Below are 25,111 nucleotides of genomic sequence, written 5' to 3' on the forward strand. Positions count from 1 at the left end.
ATGCAAAAAAATCCCTGCGCCCGTAGGGACGCAGGGATCATCACGCGTTGTTGCTATCGTGTCGTTGTCAGCGCACGCAGGACGTAGACTATGCTGCCGATTCGTCGATGACGAATACCTGCATCTGTGCAACCAGCTCCGCTGCCTGTTGTTGTAGGCTGGCGGCGGCTGAAGCGCTTTCTTCTACCAGCGCGGCGTTCTGCTGGGTCATCTGATCCATCTGAATGACGGCTGTGCCGACCTGAGATACCCCTTCACTCTGCTCATGAGATGCTGAACTGATCTCGCTCATGATGTCGGTTAAGCGCTTGATGACGTTCATGACATTGCGCATGGCACTGCCTGCATCCCCTGCCAGTGAGGTGCCTTCACGAATGCCCGTGACGTTCTCGTTGATCAGATCACCGATCTGGCGCGAGGCGTCAGCACTGCGTTGAGCCAAATTGCGCACTTCCGAAGCCACTACGGCAAAGCCACGCCCCTGTTCGCCCGCGCGAGCGGCCTCAATGGAAGCGTTGAGTGCCAGCAGGTTAGTCTGAAACGCGATGCTGTCGATCAGCGAAATGATGTCGACGATTTTCTGTGCTCCATCGTTGAGATCGTTCATGCGATGAACGACGCGTTCAACGACGCCACCACCTTCTTTGGCGACCTTGGCTGCTTCCTGCGCCAAGCTGTCGGCATGCTGAGCGTTACCCGCGTTCTGCTTGACGGTCGCCCCCAGCTCTTCCATAGCTGACGCGGTCTCTTCCAGTGCAGAGGCCTGTTCTTCTGTTCGCGTGGACAGGTCCTGGTTGCCCTGAGCGATCTGGGTACTGGCCGATGCAACGTGGTCAGCATTGCTGCGAACGGCGGCAACGGTAGAGGACAGATTGACCTGCATCTCCCGCATGGCCTGCAGTACGGCACCGATTTCATCTTGGCGATCATGATTGATCGTGTTGGACAGGTGCCCTTTACCGATGGCGTGCGCCACTTCACCGGCCATGCGCAGCGGACGGATCAGGATGCGTGTCAGCATGACCGCCACCAGCGCGATGATCAGAATGGATAGCAGCGTACAGACAACGATCACAACATACGCTGTCTGGGTGTTGCCGTTGGCATCCTCGGTGATCTGCTGGGCAGCCTTGTCGTGAATTTCCAGTACTGCATCCAGCGCCGGGTTGTAGCGGGCGTCATAGGTGACGGCATCGCCGCTGGCGATCTTAAGGAACGCCGCCGTGTCTTTGCGTTTCAGCGCGTCGAACTGTTGCTCGAACCCTTTCAGCGCATAGTCGTTGAAACGCTCGGCCAATGCATCTGCCTGCAGCTGTTCATTTCTGTCATGAGGCAGCCCCTGATAGTGTTCCATGGCCTTGCGAGCACGGTCGTAGTAGCGCCAGCTGTCAGCCATTGCCTTGTCGAACTGCGTGGTGTCGCTGTCATTGACGTGCGGCAGCGCTGCAAGCAGAGACGTACGTGCGGTGCGCATGAAGTTGGTGGTGTCCGCGATGCCCAGAATGACGGCGTTCTCGTTATAGAGATAGCGGATAGAGGTGTTGGACGAGCTCATGAACAGCGCACTGATGCCATTGGAAAAGAGCGACATCAGTAGAAAGATCAGTGAGCACGCCGCGAGGATGGTGATGATGCGGACTTTTTTGAACATGTCGTGTAACCCCCAATATTCCCTGCCATGCACTGCCTAAGGTTGGCGGAGGGAAGCACATGGTCACGGAATAGTGTCAATTTGAGTGCTTGTAGGATGATGTGAATCCCGCACACATAAGGTGGCCGGTTGCACCAGCACAACCGGCCTATCCGAGCCACTTTTTATGATGTGGTAAGGCAATGTCTGCGAGATGTTACGAGGAACAATGCGGTTCTTGTGCCGCACTTATTCACCGCAGACGATGGCTAAAAGCCTTGTTAGAAGGTTTCCCAGTCATCGTTGCTGTCATGAGACGCTTTGACCGGCTTTGCTTTGGCCGTCGAATGACTCTTGGGCGCAGTCGATGCCTCTGAAGGCGTCTTACGAGTGACGGGCTGGCGGTTGACGGTGCTGAAATCGTGAGAGGTATTGATCTTGAAGACCTTCACGGTGTTCTGCAGTTCGCGAGCCTGTTCATACAGGCTTGCTGCTGCGGCAGCACTTTCTTCTACCAGCGCGGCGTTCTGCTGAGTGGTCTGGTCCATCTGGGTGACGGCCGTGCTGACCTGAGAAACCCCTTGGTTCTGCTCGTAGCTGGCAGCACTGATCTCGCTCATGATGTCTTTCAGGCGCCCGACAGATTTCACCACTTCATCAATGGTGGTACCGGCTTCGTTGGCCAGCTCCGTACCCGAACGGATACTGTTGACGCTTTCGGTGATCAGAGCGCCAATCTCGCGAGAGGCTTCGGCACTGCGCTGGGCCAGATTGCGCACTTCGGAAGCGACGACCGCAAAGCCACGGCCTTGTTCACCCGCACGTGCTGCTTCGACGGACGCGTTGAGGGCCAGCAGGTTGGTCTGGAAGGCAATGCTGTCCAGCAGCGAAATTACTTCCACGACGCGGTTGGCGCCTTCATTGATGTCCTGCATGCGTGTGACGACGCGCTTGACGATATCCCCACCGTCGTTCGCAACCTGAGAAGCATCTTGTGCCAAGCGATCGGCGTTCATCGCATTGTCGGTGTTCTGCTTGATGGTCGCGCTCAGCTCTTCCATCGCAGAGGCGGTTTCTTCCAGTGCGGAGGCCTGCTCTTCGGTACGAGAAGACAGATCGGTGTTGCCGCGTGCGATCTGCTCACTGGCAGAGGCTACGCTGTCCGCATTTTCGCGTACGGAGGATACCGTGTTGGCCAGAGAGGTCCGCATGTCATCCATGGCTTTCAGCAGGTCACCCACTTCGTTGCGGGTGTCACGACCGGCGACCGGTTCCACCAAGTTGCCTGCAGCAATGCGTTGTGCCACGACAACGGTTTCACGGAAGGCATTGAGCAGATAGCGCATCAGCAGCCAGGCCGTTGCGATCGCAAACAGTACTGCGATAGCGCAGCCGATGATGAGGAAGGTCTGCATGGTCGAGAAGCTCTGGCGCACTTCTTGTGACGCATCGGCAGACTGTTTCACTTCGTTGGCGTACACCTTCACCATCTGGTTTTCGAGCGCGGTGCGCGTTGCAATGCCATCGGTCGCCAGCAGGTCATCAACCTTTTTCTCCTGTTGTTGCTGAACCAGCGGCATCAGGCGGTTGTGGAAGTTGATCATGTCCGCCCACTGCTGGCTCAGCTGGTCAGCAAAGCGCTTTTCTTGAGGGTCTTCAGCACGCTCGGTGTAGCTGCGCAGTGCGCCCTCGAACTTGGCAATGTTGAACTTCATATGCTCTTCAGTATCGCGAACCTGTGCAGCATCCTTCAGGTCGACGACGTAGGCATATTTCATCTCATCCGTGCGCAGTGTCAGCGAGCTAGAACTCATGTCGGCGATGGACTGCAGCGTCAGAATGTTGTTATCGGTGACGCCCTGAGAGCGCACCTGGACGGAAGAAATGGAGACGTATATGAACAGAGAGAGTCCCAGCATCAGCGACAGCAGTATGGCGAATGTCGCGATCAGCCGGGTCGATACTTTCAAGTGGCTGAAGTTCATGTGGCGATTTCCTTGGATGTCAGTAGGTGCTCTCAGTTATTTTTCGGCAAGCTGAAGCGGCAGCATGACGCCGAAACTGTTTCTGAGAGCGCTTTCTTGTCGTGATATTGCAGGAGAGTCGGGCTAACGTTATCGACTTGTCCGAGGTGATCTTTATGGAATGGTTTTCATATCCGACCATTCCTTTCGGAATATAACGAATGCAATAAAAGTAATGTGGGTGATTACTTTCAAAGAGAGCGGTGTTATATGCGCTATTAAATTAAAAGTAATACGTGCGGATATACGGATTTAATCTGACCACTCGGGCGTGGTCGAACAACCGAAAATGATGAGAAAGGAAAGGAGAATATGTTTCTTTCTGAAAGGGTAATGATGGAAGTGGAGTGGCCCTACCCTGCTTCTGCAGGACCGAGGTTAGGGCCGTCACTGTGACGTTGGCAGGCCCTTGCGATAATCATGGCTATAGGTCTGCCATTTATCGCTGCGGATCATTTTCACTAGATTGTGAACGGCCTGTGAGCGCTCGTTGGCGCGATGGGCCAGCGCGATCTGCACCTTGAGTTGACCGCCCTTGATCCGATGGTAGGTGACCCCTTCAGCGTGAACGCTGCGGATGGATGCCGGTACAACCGACACACCGAAGCCTGCCGCCACCATATTGACCGTTGAAGGGACCTGCGGGGATTCCTGGCCCAGTGACGGGCTGAATCCGGCCTTGCGGCAGGCGGCAATAATACTGTCGTACAGGCCCGGCCCTAGACTGCGTGGAAACATGATCAACGTCTCTCGCTCGAGGGCTTCCAGCGCGATCTCATCTTTGCCTGCCAGTGGGTGATGGGCCGGTAGCACAATCAGCATCTCTTCTTCGGCCAGAACGTCCATGCAGTAGTTGTCACCGCATTCGTTGAAGGGCAGGCGCACGACGGCAGCATCGATGTTACCGCTGTCCATCCCCTCGACCAGTGATGGGGTGCTGCCTTCGATGGGTGAAATGGTGACGCGCGGGTATTGATCGCGGTAGTAGCGGATCAGCGTTGCGACCAATGGATGAAAGACAGCCGAGCTTGCAAAACCGATACTGATGCGACCACTTTCACCGCGCGCCACACTCATGGCGCGTGCACGGGCGCGCTCGACCTGCGACATGATGCCGCGAGCGTCCTCCAGAAACAGCACTCCTGCCTCTGTTAGTTCGACGCCTCGCGTCAATCGGCGGAACAGCGGAGTCCCCAATTCCTGCTCCAATTTCTTGATCTGCTGGCTCAAAGGCGGCTGAGCAATGCCTAAACGCTCGGCAGCCCGGGTAAAGTGTCGCTCTTCAGCGACTGCGACAAAGTAGCGCAGATGTCTCAGTTCCATATCTTAAATGTCTCAAACGCACCACTTCGATATATTTGATATCGGCTGTATGACATGGCAGGATTTCCACCACTCATCCAGATCACCCTCTCTGCCGATACCTCCCGCAACACCATGCCGGCGACGGTAGTCGGTGGAGTCTTGTCTTCCAACCCTACCCACGGGAGTCACCCACATGGCTCAGCATTCGTCTACCTGCTCTTGCGCAGAAGATGTTGCACGCAGCTTTGCTCGACATGCCGAACACAATGAAGACATGGTGCTCTATCAGACTTCTCTCATGAGCGGCCTGATCGACGGTGTCTACGAAGGCGACGTCACCATCAAGGAATTGCTAGAACACGGCGATTTCGGTCTGGGTACCTTTAACCAGCTCGATGGTGAGCTGATTGCTTTCGATAGCAACGTGCATCACCTGAAAGAAGATGGCAGTGCTCATGTTGCTCGCCCAGAGCAGAAGACGCCGTTTGCCTGCATGACGTTCTTCAAGCCGACTATCGAGCGCGATCTTGACGAGCCGATGACCAACAAAGACGTTGAAGCGTTGGTTAACGAGCTGGTTGGTTCTGACAACCTGTTCTGTGCCGTCCGCATCGACGGTGATTTCGAATACGTGCGTACACGTACCGTGCCACGTCAGGAACCACCGTACAAACCGATGCTTCAGGCGATAGCACAGCAGCCGATGTTCGAATTCGATGACCGTACCGGCATTATGGTCGGTTTCCGCAGTCCCGAGTATGTACAGGGGATGAACGTTGCGGGTTATCACATCCACTTCATCACGGATGACCGTGATGGCGGTGGCCATGTCGTCGAATATCGACTGAAACGCGGACGCCTTCAGATGGGTATCATCTCGAAGATGTTCGTCGACCTTCCGCGTACGCAAGCCTTCAAAAAGGCTCACCTGACGCCGGAAGACCTGGATAAAGCCATCAAGGAAGCCGAAGGTTGATCCTTCGCGGGTCCTTGATCAGTTAGACCTCTCCCCGAGTGATGCGACGGTTCCCCTGCTGGCGCATCACCACGATTCGCATATGCGAGGAAACGATGAGCGAACATAAACAGCAGCAGTGGACATGCGGTGCCGATCTGGTTGTCCGCAACCTCGAAGCACATGGTACTACCCATGTCTTCGGTATCCCGGGCGCCAAGGTAGACCGCGTATTCAACTCTCTGGAAGATTCTTCCATCGAAACCGTCGTCGTTCGTCATGAAGCCAGCGCTGGTTTCATGGCAGGCGCTATCGGCCGCATGACGGGTAAAGCAGGTGTTGCACTTGCCACTTCTGGTCCGGGTATCTCCAACGTCGTAACCGCTGCCGCTACCGCGACTTCCGAAGGTGACCCGATGGTTGCTATCGGCGGTGCCGTCAAGCGTGATGATCTGCTGAAGCAGGTTCACCAGACGATGGACACGACTAACCTGTTCCGTCCGATCACCAAATCCAGCGTTGAAGTAACGGCTCCGGATACCATCTCCGAAGTTATGTCCAACGCCTTCCGTGTTGCGGAAACTGGCCGTCCGGGCGCTACGTTCGTCAGCCTGCCGATGGACATCGTCAACATGCCGGCTACCGGTGACGTCCTGACCAGCACGCGCACACCGAAACAGGGTGCCGCTGACGAAGATGCCATCAAAGAAGCGGCTGCGGAAATCCGCAACGCTAAACGTCCGGTTATCCTGCTGGGCATGATGGCAAGCCGTCCGGAAAACGTCGACGCGATCCGTGCACTGGTCAAAGACTGCAACATTCCTGTTGTCAGCACCTTCCAGGCAGCAGGCGCACTAAACGCTGACCAGCAGCACCTGTTCGCAGGCCGCATTGGTCTGTTCAGCAACCAGCCGGCTGATGAACTGATCCAGAAAGCGGATGCCGTTATCACTATCGGCTACAACCCAGTCGAATACGATCCGCCCCTGTGGAACAAAGTTCTGCGTCCGATCATCCACATCGACGTTGTCATTCCGGACATGGAACGCAACTACCGTCCGACCGTCGAACTGATCGGTGACATCAACGCGACCGTCAAACGCCTGAAATCTGAGCTGCAGCCGATCGACCTGTCGACTGAACTGAGCCAGATTCTGGATCGCGTTCAGAACAACCGCAAGTTCATCGCTGAAAAAGCCCCGACGCTGGGCGGCGCTCCGGTTCATCCGTTCCGCATCGTCAAAGCGCTGGAAAAACTGGCCGGCTCCGATGTCAACGTCTGCGTCGACATGGGTAGCTTCCACATCTGGCTGGTACGCTACTTCAACTGCTTCCGTGCGCGTCAGCTGATGATCACCAATGGTCAGCAGACCATGGGTGTTTCTCTGCCTTGGGGTATCGCTGCATGTCTGGCAAACCCAGGTCAGAAAGTACTGTCTGTCTCCGGTGACGGTAGCTTCATGCAGTGCAGCATGGAACTTGAAACCGCTGTACGCCTGAACTGCAACCTGACTCATGTACTCTGGGTTGACCAGAACTACAACATGGTAGCGTTCCAGGAATACAAAAAATACCAGCGTGTTGCGGGCACCAAGTTTGGCCCGATCGACTTCAAGGCTTACGCAGACGCTTGTGGTGCGAAAGGCTTTGCTGTCAACTCAGCAGAAGAGCTGGAAACTACGCTGAAAGCGGCAATGGACTACGAAGGCACCTCTCTGGTGGCCATTCCGGTCGATTACAGCCACAACAGCAAACTGATGGAAGCCGTCGGCGTAGAAGGCCTGATCTAAGGTCTAGCGCTAGCGTGCGATCCTCAAGGGTGCCGATGTGTTCGGCACCCTGTGGCATCTCCTTACGGATGGTGCCACTATCTAATGACCATTCTTCGGAATGGTCATGTTTCATCCGAGAGGCACTGACACTCAACGTTGCAACCAACCGACTGTCATCCTGCACCTTCCGCTGCATCGCTTCAGCTCATGCAGCCTGACAGCCGTTCCAATAACCCTCATCATTATCGAGGCGATCACCATGCCCTTACTTGCTGGCATGAGTATATTGCTGTTATGCCAACTCCTTGGCGAGACCCTGGAATCTCTCTTTCACCTGCCTATCCCTGGCTCGGTTATCGGCATGGTTATCCTGCTGATCGGTCTGATGGTATATGGGCGAGTGCCGGAAGGACTCAGGATCACCAGCAATGGACTCATGCGCTACCTTGCACTGCTCTTCATCCCTGCCGGGGTTGGCGTTATGGAACGCTGGCCGCTGATCCGCAGCAATCTGTTATCCATTACCGTCACGCTCATTGTTTCTGCTATAGCACTTCAGGCCTCGATCGCGCTGTTCATGCGCTTCATGCTTAAGCGCCAAGGGCTGCTGGAAGATCATGACATAGATCCGACTCTGGCAGGTGCTGAAGCCGTAGAGCAGGATAAGGAAGATCGCTCATGAATGACCTGATGACCAAGATCTGGGTGTTTTCTGAAAGTGCTCCGAAGTTCTCCATCCTCTTTACCATCATTGTGTTCGCACTGAGCTTTGAGCTGTCTCGCCGCGTACGCTTCATGCGTTTTGTTCATCCTGCCATACTGACCATCGCAGCCATCATCGTGTTGCTCAAGGTGACGGGAACGCCCTATCAGAGCTATTTCGAAGGTGCCCAGTTCATCCACCTGTTGCTGGGGCCTGCAACCGTCGTACTGGCCGTGCCGCTGTTTGACAACCTCGATCGTATCCGAGCGATGCTGGTGCCGTTGCTGAGCAGCTGCGTCTTCGGGGTGGTCATGGCTATCGTCTTTACGATGGTGATTGCGCGCGTTACCGGTTCGCCAAGCGAAGTGAGCATCTCATTGGCGCCCAAATCTGTCACGACGCCGATTGCCATGCAGATCGCCGACAAGCTTCACGGCCTGCCTTCTCTGACCGCTGCGATGGTGTTGGTGACAGGTGTCGTTGGCTGCCTGACCGCTCCGCTGGTCTTCAAGGTGTTGGGTATCCACGACCATACGGTCAAAGGCTTTACGCTGGGAATGACGGCGCACGGGTTCGGTACGGCGCACAGCTTTGCCACCATTAGTGCACTGGCCGGTGCTTTCTCTGGCCTGGCTATGGGCGTTGCCGGCTTAGCAACGGCGGCTATCGCTCCACTCATCGTGCCCCTCCTGGCTTAAACGCTTTGGCAGCCGTGCGGCTGGCGATGATGACGTTGCATGCGTAGAATGTTTGGGCACGCTAACGTCAACGTCAGGGGCCCGCATGGCTGTCACTTTCCGCATTTCTGAGTTGGCCGCCGATCTGGCGGTGACAACTCGCACCATTCGCTTCTATGAAGAGCAAGGCCTGATCTCGCCTTCGCGTCGTGGTCACGAGCGCATCTATACCCCTCAAGAACGGCATCTACTGCGCATCGCGCTGACCGGCAAGCAGCTAGGGCTGACCTTGGCTGACTGCCGTGAGCTATTAGCCCTTTTTCAGGCGGATGACCCTGCTACTCCCGATGCCGAGCTGAACGAGCAGTTGGAGCGTGTGGCTCACTACCAGCAGTTCCTGAGCGAGCAGAAACGAGCTATCTCGACGCTGACCTCTACGCTCAACGATATCAAGGCACGTTGCCAGCAGCAGATGACCGGCGCATCGCCTTCCTTTGCCGGGCACTCTGATGATGCCGAGCTGGTATCAGTGACGACCGAAGTTGACTCGGAAGAGGCCTCCCAAGCACCAGAGGTTGTGGCTTTATCGACGGCTCGCGTGGCATCATCATCTGAGCCCTCGGTGCGCAGGACAGTGTCGACTGCTCATGTAGTGACAGAGCCGTCACCGGCGCGCAGTGACGTGTCAGCTACTCGCGTGAACGCGGTGTCCGAGTCCTCAGCGGATCGCAAGCTGGTGTCGGCGGCTTCTGTGTCACCAGCGCCTGATACCTCGGTGGATCGCCGGGAGGCATCGGCTGCTGGCTCCGCTCATGATCTTCCTGCCTCTACTTCGGAAGTACATCCCGAACAGCGTCCGATTGAGCCGCATAGTAGAAAAGTGGCCGTTTCTTCACCGCTGAAGGTAGCGGATAAGCCTGCTAAGGCGGCACCGCTGTCTACGACAGAAAGTGGGGATTTTGATCTGTTTTCATCTCTTGATGAGAAGCAGGGCGATGTGCAGTCTTCGGCTGAATCACATTCCATTGATAATAATGAAGATGATGCGAGCCGCATTCATGTCGAAGATGATGGACAGATGAGCTTCCTGCTATAGCCGGAATCGTTGAAAACGAACGTTTGGAAATACCGATATAAATGCGCTGAACGGCAGTGAATATGCCGTATCTGGCGGCTCCCCCGCGACATCTTGAACCTTGACTGGTGTTATAGAAGGCATATGCTATTCGGGCTTTCGTGTAGCGCCAGTCCTGCGCCATTTCTCCTTATTCCCGCTACTTCATGCTACGGGCGTCCCGGCACAGGACATTCTGTCTCTGGAGTTCTCCGGAGCCGCTATCCCCAAGTAGAGACGTCTGCATCTTCGCTATCTGCGTGGATGCCACACGTCCCGTTGTTATGAGTCAGGCAGCTCGTTTCACGGATTTCCTATGCGGCTTTAAGCTGTCGGCCTGTTTCACCGCTGGGTGAAACCGCCACCGATCAAGACGTCATTACACCCTATCGTGTTGCAGGTTTTTCCTGTTCAGCACATTTGGTCGTGTCGCCTCCCAAGTCCAACGTATAGGACGTCACCTGAACCGAGAAGTGCCTTCAACCGTTCTATTGAGGGAAACTTCTGATGTTGATGCTCTCCAAAAAGGAATGGTTCGGCAATCCAAAGAACGACATACTGGCCGGCATTGTCGTTTCCTTGGCGCTGATCCCCGAGGCAATCGCATTCTCGATCATTGCGGGCGTAGACCCCAAGGTCGGTCTGTACGCTTCCTTCTGCATTGCTGTAGTCTGCGCCTTCACTGGCGGTCGCCCTGCCATGATCTCTGCTGCAACCGGTGCCACTGCGCTGCTGATGGTCACGTTGGTCAAAGATCACGGGGTTGATTACCTATTCCCGATGACCATGCTGGTCGGGATTATCCAGCTGATCTTCGGCCTGTTGCGCCTTGGCACCCTGATGCGCTTCGTTGCACGTCCTATTTTGCACGGCTTCGTCAATGCGCTGGGTATCCTGCTGTTCCTGTCCCAGGTGCACGAGCTCATTCGAGAACGTGGCACGTTGCTGGCCAGAGCGGCTGAAAGCGGTCACATGGCACCGGCGATCTGGATCTCCCCGCTGTTCGTCATCGTGGGTCTGATCATCATCTATGGCCTGCCCCGCATTCCGAAAGTGGGCCGTATCATCCCATCTCCGCTGGTGTGCATCATTGTGCTGACGGCCGTATGTGCTTACCTGCAGCCGGGAATCCTCACTGTTGCTGACAAGGGCAAGCTCCCCGATTCGCTGCCGCACTTCCTGTGGTTCAACGTTCCGCTGAACTTCGAAACGCTCATGATCATCCTGAAACCGGCAATCCTCGTTTCCATCGTAGGTCTGCTGGAATCCATGATGACCGCGACCGTGGTCGATGAGTACACCCATACGCCCAGTGACAAGAACCGTGAATGCCGCGGCTTGGGGCTCGCTAACATTGTTTCTAGCCTGTTCGGTGGTATGGCCGGCTGCGCGATGATTGGTCAGACGTCCGTGAACCTGGCTTCTGGTGGTCGTACGCGTCTGTCCACTTTGATCGGTGGTGTCGGTGTGCTGATCCTTTCCGTCTTCCTGAAAGGTGTGGTCGGTCAGATTCCGCTGGCAGCGCTGGCGGCCGTCATGACTATGGTGGCTATTGGTACTTTCCGCTGGCGTTCGTTCAAAGAGCTGTTCACGCTGCCGAAAACGACCAACATCACTATGGTCGCTACGGTTGTCGTCGTTGTCTCCACCAACAACCTGGTGTACGGCGTCGTGACGGGTATTCTGCTGAACGTATTCTTCTTCACCTATCGCTTCAGCCGTCTGCTGAGCGTCGATGTGCAGGATGTCGAAGAAGGCGTGCGCAAGTTCAACGTTAAAGGCCAACTGTTCTTCGGTTCCGCACTCAAGTTCAATGCCGCATTCGATAGCCTGACGGATGTACGTCTTGCCATCATCGACATGAGTCAGGTGCGTCTGTGGGATCACTGTGCCGTCGTCACGCTTGACCGTATTCGTGCTGAGCTTCAGCGCACGGGGACTACTGTTGAACTGCGCGGTCTGTCACCGGAAAACGAAGTTATGATCAGTAAATACTCCGAACTTCGCCAGCAGGAGGAAGGTCCTGACGGCGAAGAAGGTGAAAAACTGACCACTGCCTGAGCAGTATTGCTGCGCTGAAACGGCGCGCAATATGCACTACGATGCGGCGGGGCTTTCATGAGGCCTCGCCGTTCTTTTACCCCGCCTTTTCGATTGGCGCTCGTTGGCGTTGATATCCCTCGTCTTCTATCCGTCTGCTTTCTTTTGGCGCGCTCCGTGCATGAAGTGAGCGGCTTCCGCTGTGCCGAAGCCCTGTCCCACTGATTTGGAGAGAGCTGCCGATGAGCCGCCCCCTGCTTGCGCTGACCCTGACGCTGATCCTGCCCGCCATTACGACGACTGTTCATGCTGAAATCGACATGACATCGTATGCTGGTAAATACTGTGACACCCCTTCCCGCTGTGTCGATCCCATTGCGGTCAACGGCATGGTCACCTCCTCTAACTACATGGCGACGCAGGCGGGCGTCGATGTTCTGCGCAAGGGCGGCAACGCTGTTGATGCCGCGATCGCCGTTGCGTCGACCATGGCGGTGGTCTATCCGCAGATGAACACTATCGGTGGGGATAACTTCTGGCTGATTTACAACGCCAAGACGGGAGAAGTGAAGGCGCTCAATGCGAGCGGGCGCGCTGGGGAAAAAGCCACAATCGACCACTATCGCGCGCTGGGATACGACAAGATACCGTCTCGCGGCTATCTGGCCGCCAATACGGTCCCGGGTGCCGTTTCCGGATGGGATGCGGCTTATCAGTACGCGGCTACCAGCATGGGGCATTCGCTGCCTTGGAAGACGTTGCTTCAGACGGCCATCGGTTATGCCCAGAACGGCATGCCGGTAACGCCCAGCCTCAATTACTGGGCAACCGTCAATGTCGATCCCAAGGACACTACCTTCCGTGACCTGCAGCGCTTTCCTGAGTTCAAGCGGATATTCCTTACGCAGAACGATACGGCCTATCCGGTGGGTGCGTTGCTGAAACAGCCTGATCTCGCGCGTACGCTCACCATTATTGCTGACAAAGGGGCCAGCGCTTTCTACACGGGAGAGATCGCGCAGCGCATCGTGGCCGATCTGCAGGCGCACGATGGCATGCTGACACTGAAAGACTTTGCCGATCATCGCGCTGATTGGGTTGAACCACTGCACGTCAATTACCGTGGCTATACCGCATGGAACCTGCCGCCGAATACGCAGGGCATGGCCTCGCTGGAAATTCTTAACGTCCTTAATAATTTCGATGTGAAAGCGCAGGGTGAAGGCTCGGCCAACTATTACCACCTAATGGTGGAAGCCACCAAACAGGCTTTCGCTGATCGAGACAAATATCTGACGGACCCGGATTTTAGCCCTATTCCGCTCAAACAATTGCTGTCGCCCGAGCATGGCAAGGCGCAGGCGGCACGTATCGACATGCAGCATGCTCAGGTCAATATCAAACCGCTTGATCCTAAAGGCGATACGGTATGGTTCGGGGTCGTTGATAAAGAAGGCAACGCCGTCTCGCTGATTCAGAGCATCTATCACGACTTCGGTTCAGGTATCGTACCGGAAGGCACAGGCGTGCTGCTGCAGAACCGCGGTAGCTTCTTTTCGCTTGATCCGAAAGACGTTAACCACCTTGAACCGCATAAGCGTACGTTCCATACCCTCAACCCTGCCCTACTGACCCGCGATGGTAAGCCGTACCTGGTTTACGGCACGATGGGGGGCGAAGGTCAGCCACAGACACAGGCGGCTATTGTGACGCGCATCGTCGACTTTGGCATGTCACCGCAGGATGCGATCAATGCGCCACGCTGGCTGCATGGCCGTACATGGGGGGCTTCTTCTAACGACCTTAAGATCGAGGGGCGTGTCGATCCTGCGGTTATCAAAACCTTGAAGGAGCGCGGTCATCCCATCAAGGTCGTCGATGGCTATACCGACACTATGGGGCATGCTGGTGCGATCCTGATCGATCAGAAGACGGGTATGAAATACGGTGCAACCGACCCGCGTGGTGATGGACAGGCGGCGGGTTATTGAGCGAGGGAAGACGAACACACTGCGAATGTTTCATGTGAAACATTCGTGGTAGAAGCAGTTGCTGAAGCGGGGCCTTATGGCTTCGCTTTTTTTAGTGCAGTACTTCCTGTTCATCAAACAAATAGCGGTGCTGACTCACCGTTGGGAAAGACGGCTTCAGCGAGGGAGTGTCTTGTAAAGCGCCATCATTAGCTCGTCCTTTCCCATATTGGCTGGGGCATGGACATAGCCGATCCCCGCTTTGATCAACAGCTCTTTTATGTATCCCTCCAATGGCGAGGTGCTCAAGACAACCAGTGGTAGGAACTGTGCATCAACGATCACCAGTTCGGCGAGCGGAGAATGCATCTGGTGAAGCGTGCGATCTTCCCCGCACGACTCCATCAACGAGGCAAAGGGTACACTGGCCAAAATCATGGCCTGAGAATGCCCCGCTAAGGATAACCCCTTGCGAGCTTCAACGACCTGCCAGAATAACGCCTGAAGGTGGTGAGGAAGCACCGGTTTGGGCTGTAACGACGAGGCCTCGTCGTTCAGATGTTTCACGGGAAACATCGGCGGTGTGGGATAGAGGGCGTCTCGGGTTTTTCTCAGCTGTAATCTTGATAGACCGAGCACGCATAGGGCAAGAAAGCCAACCCATAGCGCGATGGCGAAAGCTGTCATTGTGGGTGGTGCTCACTTGGGATAAGGGGGAGACAATTATATTTTGTATACGATTTTTCATTAGGGCGATAAAAGCCAAGAAAATAGCTGAGTGTCTAGGGTGATATGGTGAAGGCTGTTTCTGTATTGGGTATAATGGTATGAATTTACATAGCATTAAGTTGGGATCCAATAAATGAAAGAATATCTGCTGTTAGATCCTAGTGTGTTTGATCCTCAGCAGTTGTCATCTGCTGAAATACGATTAAATAAAAATACAGGGAAGATTGACACAATAGATAATATTGTTTTTCCTGAAACTATAGAAAGACAGTTGCGATTACAAAAGCTCGATAGGCATGGGGCCTTATGGGCGGAAAGTAGAACTTGGTATGATGATTTATTTGATGATCAGCGATATTGCCTTAGTGGATGGATTTCGTCATCTTTAAATTTATCTGGCCTAGCACTCGCAATAGAGAAAAGCTTATATCAGGAGACCCCTAATGGACGGAAAGGGTTTGTAAGGTTTTTTGATCCCTTTGTATTGCAACACTTGGTTGTAATTTTAAGTGCTTCTCAGATAGGCGCCCTTTTTTATTATGTCGATAAATGGATGTTTTACGATATTAATGGAAAAGAATATTGCCTTGAGATAAGTGATAAATCATGCAAAAAATTGTCTTTTACTTTTGAGCAATGGGAATCACTAAAGCGTTTGGATATAGTAAAGCATGTCATTAGCATCTGGAAAAAGGTAGCGGAAAATCCTTTGCCTTTTGATGCGACAAAAAAAGCTGATGATCAAGTTAGGCAGGCATTATCTTATGGTCTTGTGAGTCAGTTAGATATTACTATTTACTGCTTGATTGGTCTTGTATGTGGCAAGGAATTTGATCGGCTGCCTTCGTTTAAAAAAATTCTTTCAAGGTGTGCTGAGGGTGCAGGTTTTGCAGAAGCTGTGAATATAAAAAATCAAATTGGTTGGTTTTAAACCATTTTTTAACTTGGCAGGGTGAAGGATGACGGTTATAAGCTCATTAGTAACAACGGCAAGCAAAGTATCACAGAATGTATCTACACTCATTCAAATAGCAGCCAAGGAAAGTGTTATAGAAAAATTCGGTATTGGTGGCTGTGATAAGTGCAATAAAAAAGGAATGGTGTTTTTACCTGTTCGTTATGCCGTTGGTGAGATAAATGATTTGGGAGACTATGCTCTCCCTGAAAGCAAGGTGGATAAATTTACCGATATAAAACTAAATGAAAGTCTAAGCAAGTCTGGTCGAAGAACTGCTCGCTCTGCAAAAAGCTGCTATATCTTGAGAAAACTCAGAAAGGGTTATCTATATATATACGATGATCATCCTGGGCTACCTGCTTGGATTTGTTATGGCGTCAATGATAATGGTGAATTGACCGGCTTTCCTGCGGCATCGCCAAAAGCTCTTGATGAATTAAATCCAATGGATAACTGTATTAAAGGAGATGGACACCCTGCTCGAGCATCTTTGGTTTCTTTGCGTGACCCCCACGTTAGTCGCACAGTGCATGTTATGTTTTTGGAAGTTGCTTTGGATGAAGAGCGATTGGATTGGATCGCTTCACAACCTGAGTGGCGAGAAGCGAATATGCAGGCATTTGAAGTATCCTCTCCAAAAAGTAGCCCATACTACTTTTCACGTTTTGAAATACCCAAATTTGTTCCTGAGTATGATGATGACAGAAATACGTATGAAGTTTTGAAGCACCAGATGTGGCAGGGACGGTACGCAGATAAAGTTACCAGTGATATTGCTCGTCAACTTCGAATGGATACGTATGAAGTGCTGGGGCAGCATATGGATTCTGTTGAGTGCATGAATGGTGGTTCAGAAGGGTTTATGTTTGCTGTTAAGGATGAAGTCGGGATTATTGAACAGCTTGATGCACAGCGCGCATACCCTACTGCTGTATTGCGTAAGGACATGCTGCCAGGGGATTCAAAAGACCCAAACCAGCCAGCTAATAAGACACTAAATGAAAGAAATTATAAGTGGTACTTGGCTGTTCAGCAGTTTCAAGCAATTATGCAGTCAATGAAAATAAGGGATGAAGAAGTAGATGAAAATTATATTGTGCCAGGCCAAAATCAGACTTATAAACAAGTTTTGGAAGAACTGGAAGAAAGAAAAAAAGAAATACCCGATATAATAAAACGATATACAAAAATGTATTATAATTATGAAAGTCTATCGGAAGAAGATAAGCAAAAGGTGGTTAAAAATAAAGAAGAAGATTATTATAATTATCTGGCACGTAAAAAAAGATCTTATGAGCGTGAATGGGCAGTTTGCCGAAGAGCAGATATTTCCAAGCGCGATAGTGCAGTAGAGGAGGTAGGGGATTACTATAATGGGGATGATTGGAATTGTATCGATAGTGTAGTTGGTAAATATGTTGAAAGAATAAAAAGAGATACACCTATATTTGATGATGACTATAGTCTTTGGGTAATATTTCATCTGCATAGAGTGATTAATCGTTACGATGAAAATTCATTTATGCATTGTGGGCATGTCGCATCAATAATAGCAGATGTTTTACAGCACGGTGTATTAAGTCCTGCTAGTAGCTGGATGTGGGATATGCTGCAGAATTTTAATGATGAAGGAAAAATTTTGTTGCGTGGCTTTACATTTAATATGCCAACAGTGTTTAGTGATATTGATGAATATTTGGCCCCTGCGGAAGGGAAAAACAAATTAGAAGAACTTAAGTCTATAATAAAAGGAGCTCAAAAGTGCTATGGAAAATTCAAAAAAGCATACGATAAAGCGAAAAGCGACTCTTTGAAGAAAGCGATATGGGATAAAGGGGATCTGCAGACGTACCACGAAGCCGTGCAGAAAATTGCGCAAGTGCATGCCAATGTGGCAACGACAGCTTGGATAAATGATCTTGCACATTCGTTGTCAAAAGAAGAAGCATTTACTAATAGATATGCGGTAGCTTTGAATGGAGAAAGAAGACTATGTACCTTAAATGAAATTGCAAGAAGTGTTTCGCAAGTTTTATCGGAGCAAGGCCCCCCTTTAGTTTCCGTGGAAAAATATACTCTCACATTGGGAGAGTTAAGCAAGTTAGCGGATGCTGTGCAAGAAAATCTGGTCGGTGCTCCTGAAGATAAGGCTAGGCCTATCGCAGAGCATTTCAGTAACTTAAATAAAGTCGGCGGAAATTTCTCTAATGTTGATGTAAGTAGCAATACTAAATTAGATTTTTTTGTCATTGGGCATCGAGATACCATACAAAATTTAAATTACTCATATGGAAAAAGAATGTCTGCTACTAATTCAGTGGTGGATTTTCATGACAAACACCAACAAGCTTTTGTTGATTTGTTTAGCAGCAAGAAAAAATGCTTCGATACGCTTTCTGGTAAAGTGAGTGTGGTCATTGCATGTGTAAAAGCGACTAAAGATGTAATAAATAATAATCGTGATATGGATTTGTGGTGGAAGTGTATTTCGTCATGGTTGAGTGTTTTTCAAATTATTACTGATGTTGCATCTTGGCGTTACACTCGCCTAGCTAGAAAAGAGATAATAAAAGAGGGTGCGAATATTGGTAAAAAATTGCTGGATAACACAAAAGTTAGGGCGGTTTTAGAGCATGATGGGGAGCTCTTGTCGGAACGAGCTGTAAGACGCATAGGTCGATATGTGGTTAACAGTGAAATGTGTATTTTGGCATCGAAAGGAATGACTCATCTTATTACAATGATGAGCGTATATGATGCATGGAAGGGGTTAGTACAGCTTGCTGATATGACTAAGAGGGGAGCTTTGAGGCAAGATAAAATAGCACTGGCATCTAAAATAGTAATTGATCTTGTATCATCTATCATAATTGGCCTGTGTATTACGTCTTTTTTCATTGGTGCATTTCTATCGCTTATAATATTTGGAATTACTTCGTTGTTCATAAAAAAACGCTTAGTGCCAGAATGTATACAAACTTGGCTTAGGCGTAGTAAGTTTGGGAAAGAACAAGATACCGTGCTTGGCAAACCCTTTCGTGATATGAATGAAGAACAAGAATCTTTGCGGTCACTGTTGGCAGGAATTACTATTACTGCTCAAGTAAACAGTGAAGATACCAAGCGAGAAAATTCGAATTTTTTATGTAATCTTCCTGATGGGGGGATTTCTCCAAATTGTAGAGTGACCTCACAAGTTAAGGAGGTAACCCTCGTGATCACTTACCCTGAAAAAACTTGTGGTATTATGAATATTGAATTATCTAGTGGGTATTCAAAAGTTAAAATAGAAAAACCTTCTATTTTCATAATAGTCAGAGGTAATGATTTAGAAAATAATATTGTTATGGCAAAAAATACGAAAATATCTAGCGATGCTGATGATGTTCTTCAGAAAGATTTTTCTACCGAAATCGATGATGTGAAAAAAGAAATACGCGATAAAGGTGGGAGGTTAATAGGAGACAATTTGGTTGTTGATGATAATGATTTAAACTATATACTAAATGTAAAAGATTTCTTTTTAGATAAGGCCGTGTCTTTTAATAAGAATAGTGAACGTGTTGATTGTGTAATTAAGAAAAAAATATTCGTAGATAATGACATAAACAATGCAAAAGATATGGTTATGGCGAGGATAGTTATAAGGACAGATAATAGGGTTTATGATGATGTGTTTAGGATTCCTTTGGTTATTGAAGAAGGGGGTAATAGCTATGCGATTTCTAGATAATAAATTTTTATTTGTTTTTTTATTGGCTAGCTTAATGGGTGTAACACAATCTTATGCTGCAACTGAGGTTGCGCAAATAAAAGAAGGACTAGTTCATGATGACTATTTGGCTTTAAAAAAATGTGCTGATAACGGCGATAGGCTATGCTCAAGGAATATAGGGGTTTTTTATGCTTATAAATTCAGGCTTCCTGATGGTAGCGTAAGTCAAAACCTAAGCAGTGCTAAGGCATGGTTAGAAAAATCTACTTTTTACCCTTCTGCCAGGTTTGTTTTAGGAAATTTGTATATTACAAATAATGAGAATTTGAAAAAAGGAGAAGCCCTTCTTTTATCATCATGTAGTGATTATAATGTAAGTGCTTGTGAAAAACTATACGATCTTTATACCAGCAAAAATGTAAAAGACATTTATTGTAACCAAGATGCTTGTGGAAAACTAATACGTGTTTTAAAAAATATGATCAATATTGCTAGCAAAGATGATTCTTTAGGAGAATTATTTAAGAAAGACTATGTGGGCAGGTATAATATAGAACTGGCTAAGGTATTGATAAGGCGCAATGATCCTAGCGCAGTGCCTCTTTTAGAAAGAGAAGTTTCTAATGACACTGCATTTGCTACGGTATATTTGGCCCCTCTTTACGAAAAAGGCGAACTGGTACCTCGCAATTTCGTGCGTGCCTATATGATGTATGACCTGACAGGTACAGGGTACGCTGACGAAAAAGCTAAGCTGGCGGCGCGGATGACGCCGGAGCAGGTCCGCGAAGCTCAGGAGATGTCGTGGCGCTGGCAGGATGAGCACCGCTCTTATCGTGCAGGCTATCGGGGCAGTGACATGGGCGTCCAGTGGAAGCTGGAGCAACGCTAGCGGATAGGCGTTCAATGAGCCCTCCTGCCAGGGTCGCTTTGCAGGAGGGCTTGGGGGGATTAGATCACGCCTTCCAGCGCGGCAATGCGCTTGCTGGGTTCGAAAGGAATGACTTCGACCTTGGCCAGTCCTTTGGTCTGGAAAGGATCTTGGCTCAAGCGTGCTTCGACGTCTTCGAGGCTATCCTCTTTTACGAGAATGACTCCGCCATTGCGCGGTACGCGTCGCCCTGAAGCGATGAATGCCCCCGCTTGATAGCCTTCTTCCAGCCATGCAATGTGGTCGGCCAAGCAGGCATCGATTTCCTCTACAGGACGGATGTACGTCAGTACCGCAATATAAAGCATAGAGCACTCCTCTTTTGTATACCGACCTTTCATATTGAAGGCCGTGTTCTTGATCATTACACGACGCTGATAAAGCTGCCACTTCTCCCGTGTTATATCGCTGCCGTAAGTGGGTCAGGATGCGTTTGGGATAAAATTGTACGTTTGTACAATTTCGCATGATGTGCGAGGCTGGCACCTTGATGACGTGTAAGGAGGAGTAGGTATGACGGGAAAGCATTGGCAGCAAGATCCCCTACGCAGTGAACGAATTGCTGCCGCTGCGCTTGAGGTGATCGCAGAGTACGGTGTGGCGGGGACGACGTATCGCAAGGTGGCCGCTGCAGCAGGCGTGCCGCTGGGAGCCGTGAGTTATTACTTCACCAGTATGGAGACGTTGCTGACGGCGGCCTTTACACGCCTGGCCGATGAAACATCGCAGGTGTTCGCGCAGCGCATTGCGGATGCCCATTCGAAAGAAGAGGCCTATGAGGCGGTCGTAGACATTATTTTCGGTGATGTAACGTCATCGTCCCGCACGTTGCTGTTGAGCTACGAGCTATATGGCTTTGCCAGCCGTCATCCTGCCATGACGTCGGTGATGAATACTTGGATGAACAAGAGCCGCCGTGCGCTGGCGCGACATTTTTCGCCTACTGCCGTGGTGGCGCTTGATGCATTGATTGAAGGGGTCACCATCCATCGCTCCGTCATTGCGATTGAACGGCAGGATGTCATTCGCATGGTGCAGCAGCTGGCCCAGCTATAGAGGCACTTTAAGAAACTGGCTTCCAATATCGCCCACAGACAAGAGGCATGGTGAATGAAGACCGAGCGTGAAAAGGCACTGTGCGGTGAGCTGTACGATGCCGCTAACGACGAGGAACTGCTGGCCGAGCGCATGGAAGTGAAATACCGCCTGCAGGTCTATAACGCTACCGATCCACGCGATATTGCGCAGCGTACGGCACAGCTGAAAGCGCTGCTGGGCAAGACCGGCAAGCAGCTAATAATTGAGCAGCCTTTCGCTTGCGATTTCGGACGCAATATCGAGGTCGGCGAAAACTTCTACGCCAACGTTAATTTGGTCATTCTGGACTGCAACAAGGTCGTGATTGGCGATAACGTATTGATTGGCCCTAACGTGGGTATTCATACGGCGGGGCATCCGCTCGACGTCGAACAGCGTGTGCAGGGGCTGGAATATGCGCTACCGATTACGATTGGCGACAACGTTTGGATCGGTGCAGGGGTAAACATCGTGCCGGGTGTGTCTATCGGCAGCAACAGTGTGATCGGTGCGGGAAGCGTAGTGACTAAGGACATTCCGGCCAATGTCGTGGCCGCAGGAACACCCTGCAAGGTGATTCGGTCGCTTTGATACCCATTGTTGCATTAGAAAAAGGGAGCGGGCGTGATGTGCCTGCTCCCTTTTTCATTCCTATTCGCTCTTCAGGCGGTTTAATGGAACCTCACCCAAGCATTACTGCCAGCCGTAGCGTCGAACATAGATACGCTTCATGGCCTGAGTCAGGGCCATATAGGCAGCTAGGATCAGTGGCAGGCAGATGAAATAGGTCGCGGGTAGCGGCTGTAGTTTGAAGTAACCTGCCAAGGGCCCCATGGGCAGCCAGACACCAATGATCATGATCAGCCCCGTCATGACCAGCACTGGCCATGCGGCTCTGCTTTGAACGAACGGCACCTTGGCCGTGCGGATTAGGTGAATGACCAGCGTTTGGGTCAACAGCCCCACTACAAACCAGCCTGACTGGAACAGCGTTTGTTGCGAGGGTGTATTGGCCTTGAACAGAGACCACATCATGGCGAACGTCACGATGTCGAATACCGAGCTAAGCGGTCCAAAGAACAGCATGAAACGCCCAATATCAGTGGGCTGCCAGCGCTGAGGTACTTTCAGTTGTTCCGCGTCGACATGGTCGAACGGAATCGACGTTTGCGAGATGTCGTACAGCAGATTCTGCACGAGTAGATGCATGGGCAGCATCGGTAAGAATGGAATGAAGACCGAAGCCACCAACACCGAGAACACGTTGCCGAAGTTGGAACTGGCCGTCATCTTGATGTACTTCAGCATGTTGGCAAAGGTCCTACGCCCTTCTTGAATCCCTTCTTCCAGCACCATCAGGCTTTTTTCGAGCAGGATGATATCAGCCGCTTCCTTGGCGATGTCTACCGCCGTATCGACCGAGATGCCGATATCGGCACGGCGCAGTGCGGGAGCGTCATTGATGCCGTCTCCCATAAAGCCGACCACATGACCGCTCTTTTTTAGGCTGCCTACGACGCGCTCTTTGTGCGCAGGTGTCAGCTTGGCAAACAGCGTATGGCAAGCGACCGCCTTTGCCAGTGTCGCATCGTCCATGCGGTCGATATCGCTGCCCAATATCACAACATCAGCGTGATCAAGACCTACGTCACGACAGACCTTGGCCGTTACGCGGTCGTTGTCCCCCGTCAGTACTTTTACCGTTACGCCATGTTCGGCCAGTGCCTTGAGTGCGGGGGCGGTAGAGGCCTTGGGAGGATCAAGGAAGGCAACGTAGCCCATCAGCGTCAGCTCGCCTTCATCTGATTGGCTATAGGTTTCCTTACTGGGAGGTACTTCTTTTGCGGCTACCGCTACCACGCGCAGACCTTCCTTGTTCAGTGCGTCAGTGACACATCGTATGCGAGCCAACAGTGCGGGCGTCAGCATGTCGGTTGTCTCGCCATGCTGTACATGTGTGCATACTGCCAGAATCTCTTCAACGGCACCTTTGCAGATCAGTTCGTGATGATCTTCACGCTCGCTGACGACCACCGACATGCGCCGCCGCTCGAAATCGAACGGAATCTCATCCACCTTGCGATAGTGAGTATTCGGGGCCAGTGCGCCATGCACTTCGGTATGTTCGAGTACCGCCTTGTCGAGCAGATTTTTCAGGCCGGTCTGGTAGTAGCTGTTGAGGTAGGCCATTTCGAGCACACGGTCGGAGCCTTCACCCCACACATCAAGATGACGGGCCAGTACGATATGGTCTTCGGTCAGTGTGCCGGTCTTATCCGTGCACAGCACGTCCATGGCGCCGAAGCTCTGGATAGCGTCCAGCCGTTTGACAATAACCTTCTGGCGAGACAGGAACACCGCCCCTTTAGCGAGTGTCGAGGTGACGATCATTGGCAGCATTTCTGGTGTCAGCCCGACCGCAATGGAGAGCGCAAACAGTAAAGCCTGAGTCCAATCCCCTTTGGTCAGTCCGTTGATCAAAAAGACCAAAGGCGCCATCACGTACATAAAACGGATCAGCAGCCAGCTGACCTTGTTCACACCGGCCTGAAATGCCGTTGGTGCTGAATCGACAGCGGTGACGCGAGATGCTAGTGCGCCGAAGTAGGTATGACTTCCCGTTGCAAGCACGACTACCGTTGCTGTGCCGGACACCACATTGGTGCCCATGAATACAATGCTATCCAGATCCAATGGATTGATCGTATCGGGCGAGTCTTGAATAACGCGCTTCTCGACGGGCATCGACTCCCCCGTTATGGCGGCCTGAGCCACGAACAGGTCCTTAGCCTGTAGCACACGGCAGTCAGCAGGAACCATATCCCCCGCGGCCAGAACGACCACATCGCCCGGTACTAGCTGATCCATCGGAATTTCTGTCGTGATAAACGATGGTGTTACGTTTGCGTTAACGTTTTGAGCGGGGCGCCGTACGGACGCGGTTGCACTAACCATCGCCTTGAGCGCATCGGCGGCTCGGTTGGATTTTCCCTCCTGCCAGAAGCGCAGTAGCGTGGACAGTATGACCATTGCGCCGATCACCAGCGTGGCCTGCATGTCTTCGGTCAGCCACGACACTACCGCAAGCAGTGTCAGCAGCAGATTGAAAGGATTGCGGTAGCACAGCCAGAGATGTTGCCACCAGTGCAACGGTGCTTCTTGCGCTAGCGCATTCAGGCCGACCTGCGTACGCAGAGTTTCCGCCTGCGTTTCAGTCAGTCCTATAGCGCTGCTGTTTAATTGATGCAGGACGGTGTCGGGTAGCGCATAAGCCGCGCGGCGCAGTGTTTCTGCTTGTTGCAGCCCCATGTCTTGTTTGCGTAAAGGTGAATATTTGTCTGGCAGTAGTAGCCGTTGGAAGTGACGTGTCATATGACGGTTACGCAGAAAGTCTGCGAGCCTAGCTTTGAGCAGTGAATAACGCATTGTGCATACTCCAATGTGCCTGCCCGAGCACACCGGAGGTGGCAGGTCAGGCAGGCAAGGTTGTAGGTCCAGGTTCGGGGTCAGT

General features: G+C 51.5%; 18 protein-coding genes. 12 read left to right on the forward strand and 6 right to left on the reverse strand.

The window, feature by feature from the left end; all coding sequences use genetic code 11:
* Positions 1-88 precede the first annotated feature (88 nt).
* From ZBT109_RS00495 to ZBT109_RS00505, 3 genes are all read right to left on the reverse strand, one after another.
* Positions 89-1,651, reverse strand: a complete 1,563-nt coding sequence (locus tag ZBT109_RS00495; protein ID WP_051523640.1) for a methyl-accepting chemotaxis protein — start codon at positions 1,649-1,651, stop codon at positions 89-91.
* 260 nt (positions 1,652-1,911) lie between these two features.
* Positions 1,912-3,615: a methyl-accepting chemotaxis protein gene (locus tag ZBT109_RS00500; protein WP_027704435.1), complete on the reverse strand. Its 1,704-nt coding sequence runs from the start codon at positions 3,613-3,615 to the stop codon at positions 1,912-1,914.
* Between the two features lie 426 nt (positions 3,616-4,041).
* Positions 4,042-4,977 carry a LysR family transcriptional regulator gene (locus ZBT109_RS00505; RefSeq protein WP_051523641.1) on the reverse strand — a complete coding sequence of 312 codons (936 nt, stop codon included), beginning with the start codon at positions 4,975-4,977 and terminating at the stop codon, positions 4,042-4,044.
* A gap of 175 nt (positions 4,978-5,152) precedes the next feature.
* Between ZBT109_RS00505 and budA the strand changes: the two genes are divergently transcribed.
* From budA to ggt, 7 genes are all read left to right on the forward strand, one after another.
* Positions 5,153-5,935, forward strand: a complete 783-nt coding sequence (gene budA, locus ZBT109_RS00510; RefSeq protein ID WP_027704436.1) for an acetolactate decarboxylase — start codon at positions 5,153-5,155, stop codon at positions 5,933-5,935.
* 95 nt (positions 5,936-6,030) lie between these two features.
* The gene (gene alsS / locus ZBT109_RS00515) at positions 6,031-7,704 is read left to right on the forward strand and encodes an acetolactate synthase AlsS (protein ID WP_027704437.1); all 1,674 of its coding nucleotides are present in this window, start codon (positions 6,031-6,033) and stop codon (positions 7,702-7,704) included.
* A 241-nt stretch (positions 7,705-7,945) separates the two neighbouring features.
* Entirely contained in the window at positions 7,946-8,368 is a 423-nt protein-coding gene (locus ZBT109_RS00520) for a CidA/LrgA family protein (RefSeq protein WP_084261721.1), read from the forward strand.
* The gene (locus ZBT109_RS00525; protein ID WP_027704438.1) at positions 8,365-9,087 is read left to right on the forward strand and encodes an LrgB family protein; all 723 of its coding nucleotides are present in this window, start codon (positions 8,365-8,367) and stop codon (positions 9,085-9,087) included. Before ZBT109_RS00520 ends, ZBT109_RS00525 begins: the two co-directional genes overlap by 4 nt.
* A gap of 85 nt (positions 9,088-9,172) precedes the next feature.
* Positions 9,173-10,162, forward strand: coding sequence for a MerR family transcriptional regulator (locus ZBT109_RS00530; protein ID WP_051523642.1), 990 nt, complete (start codon positions 9,173-9,175; stop codon positions 10,160-10,162).
* Between the two features lie 525 nt (positions 10,163-10,687).
* A complete protein-coding gene (locus ZBT109_RS00535; RefSeq protein ID WP_027704439.1) occupies positions 10,688-12,241 on the forward strand; it encodes a SulP family inorganic anion transporter in 1,554 nt (517 codons plus the stop codon).
* Between the two features lie 221 nt (positions 12,242-12,462).
* Entirely contained in the window at positions 12,463-14,211 is a 1,749-nt protein-coding gene (gene ggt, locus ZBT109_RS00540; RefSeq protein WP_027704440.1) for a gamma-glutamyltransferase, read from the forward strand.
* Between the two features lie 156 nt (positions 14,212-14,367).
* Here ggt and ZBT109_RS00545 read toward each other — a convergent pair whose 3' ends face one another.
* Positions 14,368-14,877: a hypothetical protein gene (locus ZBT109_RS00545; RefSeq protein WP_027704441.1), complete on the reverse strand. Its 510-nt coding sequence runs from the start codon at positions 14,875-14,877 to the stop codon at positions 14,368-14,370.
* 175 nt (positions 14,878-15,052) lie between these two features.
* Here ZBT109_RS00545 and ZBT109_RS00550 point away from each other — a divergent pair, with 175 nt between their 5' ends.
* Genes ZBT109_RS00550 through ZBT109_RS13485 form a run of 3 tightly spaced genes read left to right on the forward strand, consistent with a single transcriptional unit; the run spans position 15,053 to position 20,484 of the window.
* Complete coding sequence (locus ZBT109_RS00550) at positions 15,053-15,850, forward strand: DUF4123 domain-containing protein (protein ID WP_027704442.1); 798 nt, start codon at positions 15,053-15,055, stop codon at positions 15,848-15,850.
* A 28-nt stretch (positions 15,851-15,878) separates the two neighbouring features.
* Entirely contained in the window at positions 15,879-19,610 is a 3,732-nt protein-coding gene (locus tag ZBT109_RS00560) for a toxin VasX (RefSeq protein ID WP_145984454.1), read from the forward strand.
* Entirely contained in the window at positions 19,594-20,484 is an 891-nt protein-coding gene (locus ZBT109_RS13485) for a hypothetical protein (RefSeq protein WP_145984455.1), read from the forward strand. The genes ZBT109_RS00560 and ZBT109_RS13485 overlap by 17 nt, the downstream gene beginning before the upstream one ends.
* A gap of 59 nt (positions 20,485-20,543) precedes the next feature.
* On the opposite strand, the gene ZBT109_RS00570 is transcribed toward ZBT109_RS13485, so the two are convergent.
* Positions 20,544-20,831 (reverse strand): YciI family protein, encoded by a 288-nt coding sequence (locus tag ZBT109_RS00570; RefSeq protein ID WP_038277545.1) that lies wholly within the window; start codon positions 20,829-20,831, stop codon positions 20,544-20,546.
* A gap of 205 nt (positions 20,832-21,036) precedes the next feature.
* On the opposite strand from ZBT109_RS00570, the gene ZBT109_RS00575 reads away from it, so the two are divergent.
* Together ZBT109_RS00575 and ZBT109_RS00580 are read left to right on the forward strand one after the other, a co-directional pair.
* Positions 21,037-21,579 carry a TetR/AcrR family transcriptional regulator gene (locus ZBT109_RS00575; RefSeq protein ID WP_027704447.1) on the forward strand — a complete coding sequence of 181 codons (543 nt, stop codon included), beginning with the start codon at positions 21,037-21,039 and terminating at the stop codon, positions 21,577-21,579.
* 54 nt (positions 21,580-21,633) lie between these two features.
* Positions 21,634-22,191 carry a sugar O-acetyltransferase gene (locus ZBT109_RS00580; protein WP_027704448.1) on the forward strand — a complete coding sequence of 186 codons (558 nt, stop codon included), beginning with the start codon at positions 21,634-21,636 and terminating at the stop codon, positions 22,189-22,191.
* A 102-nt stretch (positions 22,192-22,293) separates the two neighbouring features.
* On the opposite strand, the gene mgtA is transcribed toward ZBT109_RS00580, so the two are convergent.
* The gene (gene mgtA, locus ZBT109_RS00585) at positions 22,294-25,026 is read right to left on the reverse strand and encodes a magnesium-translocating P-type ATPase (RefSeq protein WP_027704449.1); all 2,733 of its coding nucleotides are present in this window, start codon (positions 25,024-25,026) and stop codon (positions 22,294-22,296) included.
* Between the last annotated feature and the right edge of the window lie 85 nt (positions 25,027-25,111).

It is taken from the genome of Zymobacter palmae (assembly GCF_003610015.1).
Classification (GTDB): domain Bacteria; phylum Pseudomonadota; class Gammaproteobacteria; order Pseudomonadales; family Halomonadaceae; genus Zymobacter; species Zymobacter palmae.

What these genes read in the sequence shown, in the direction of transcription:
- ZBT109_RS00495 (WP_051523640.1), bottom strand. Translation starts at nt 1,651, where the DNA reads ATGTTCAAAAAAGTCCGCATCATCACCATCCTCGCGGCGTGCTCACTG.
- ZBT109_RS00500 (WP_027704435.1), bottom strand. Translation starts at nt 3,615, where the DNA reads ATGAACTTCAGCCACTTGAAAGTATCGACCCGGCTGATCGCGACATTC.
- ZBT109_RS00505 (WP_051523641.1), bottom strand. Translation starts at nt 4,977, where the DNA reads ATGGAACTGAGACATCTGCGCTACTTTGTCGCAGTCGCTGAAGAGCGA.
- budA (WP_027704436.1), top strand. Translation starts at nt 5,153, where the DNA reads ATGGCTCAGCATTCGTCTACCTGCTCTTGCGCAGAAGATGTTGCACGC.
- alsS (WP_027704437.1), top strand. Translation starts at nt 6,031, where the DNA reads ATGAGCGAACATAAACAGCAGCAGTGGACATGCGGTGCCGATCTGGTT.
- ZBT109_RS00520 (WP_084261721.1), top strand. Translation starts at nt 7,946, where the DNA reads ATGCCCTTACTTGCTGGCATGAGTATATTGCTGTTATGCCAACTCCTT.
- ZBT109_RS00525 (WP_027704438.1), top strand. Translation starts at nt 8,365, where the DNA reads ATGAATGACCTGATGACCAAGATCTGGGTGTTTTCTGAAAGTGCTCCG.
- ZBT109_RS00530 (WP_051523642.1), top strand. Translation starts at nt 9,173, where the DNA reads ATGGCTGTCACTTTCCGCATTTCTGAGTTGGCCGCCGATCTGGCGGTG.
- ZBT109_RS00535 (WP_027704439.1), top strand. Translation starts at nt 10,688, where the DNA reads ATGTTGATGCTCTCCAAAAAGGAATGGTTCGGCAATCCAAAGAACGAC.
- ggt (WP_027704440.1), top strand. Translation starts at nt 12,463, where the DNA reads ATGAGCCGCCCCCTGCTTGCGCTGACCCTGACGCTGATCCTGCCCGCC.
- ZBT109_RS00545 (WP_027704441.1), bottom strand. Translation starts at nt 14,877, where the DNA reads ATGACAGCTTTCGCCATCGCGCTATGGGTTGGCTTTCTTGCCCTATGC.
- ZBT109_RS00550 (WP_027704442.1), top strand. Translation starts at nt 15,053, where the DNA reads ATGAAAGAATATCTGCTGTTAGATCCTAGTGTGTTTGATCCTCAGCAG.
- ZBT109_RS00560 (WP_145984454.1), top strand. Translation starts at nt 15,879, where the DNA reads ATGACGGTTATAAGCTCATTAGTAACAACGGCAAGCAAAGTATCACAG.
- ZBT109_RS13485 (WP_145984455.1), top strand. Translation starts at nt 19,594, where the DNA reads ATGCGATTTCTAGATAATAAATTTTTATTTGTTTTTTTATTGGCTAGC.
- ZBT109_RS00570 (WP_038277545.1), bottom strand. Translation starts at nt 20,831, where the DNA reads ATGCTTTATATTGCGGTACTGACGTACATCCGTCCTGTAGAGGAAATC.
- ZBT109_RS00575 (WP_027704447.1), top strand. Translation starts at nt 21,037, where the DNA reads ATGACGGGAAAGCATTGGCAGCAAGATCCCCTACGCAGTGAACGAATT.
- ZBT109_RS00580 (WP_027704448.1), top strand. Translation starts at nt 21,634, where the DNA reads ATGAAGACCGAGCGTGAAAAGGCACTGTGCGGTGAGCTGTACGATGCC.
- mgtA (WP_027704449.1), bottom strand. Translation starts at nt 25,026, where the DNA reads ATGCGTTATTCACTGCTCAAAGCTAGGCTCGCAGACTTTCTGCGTAAC.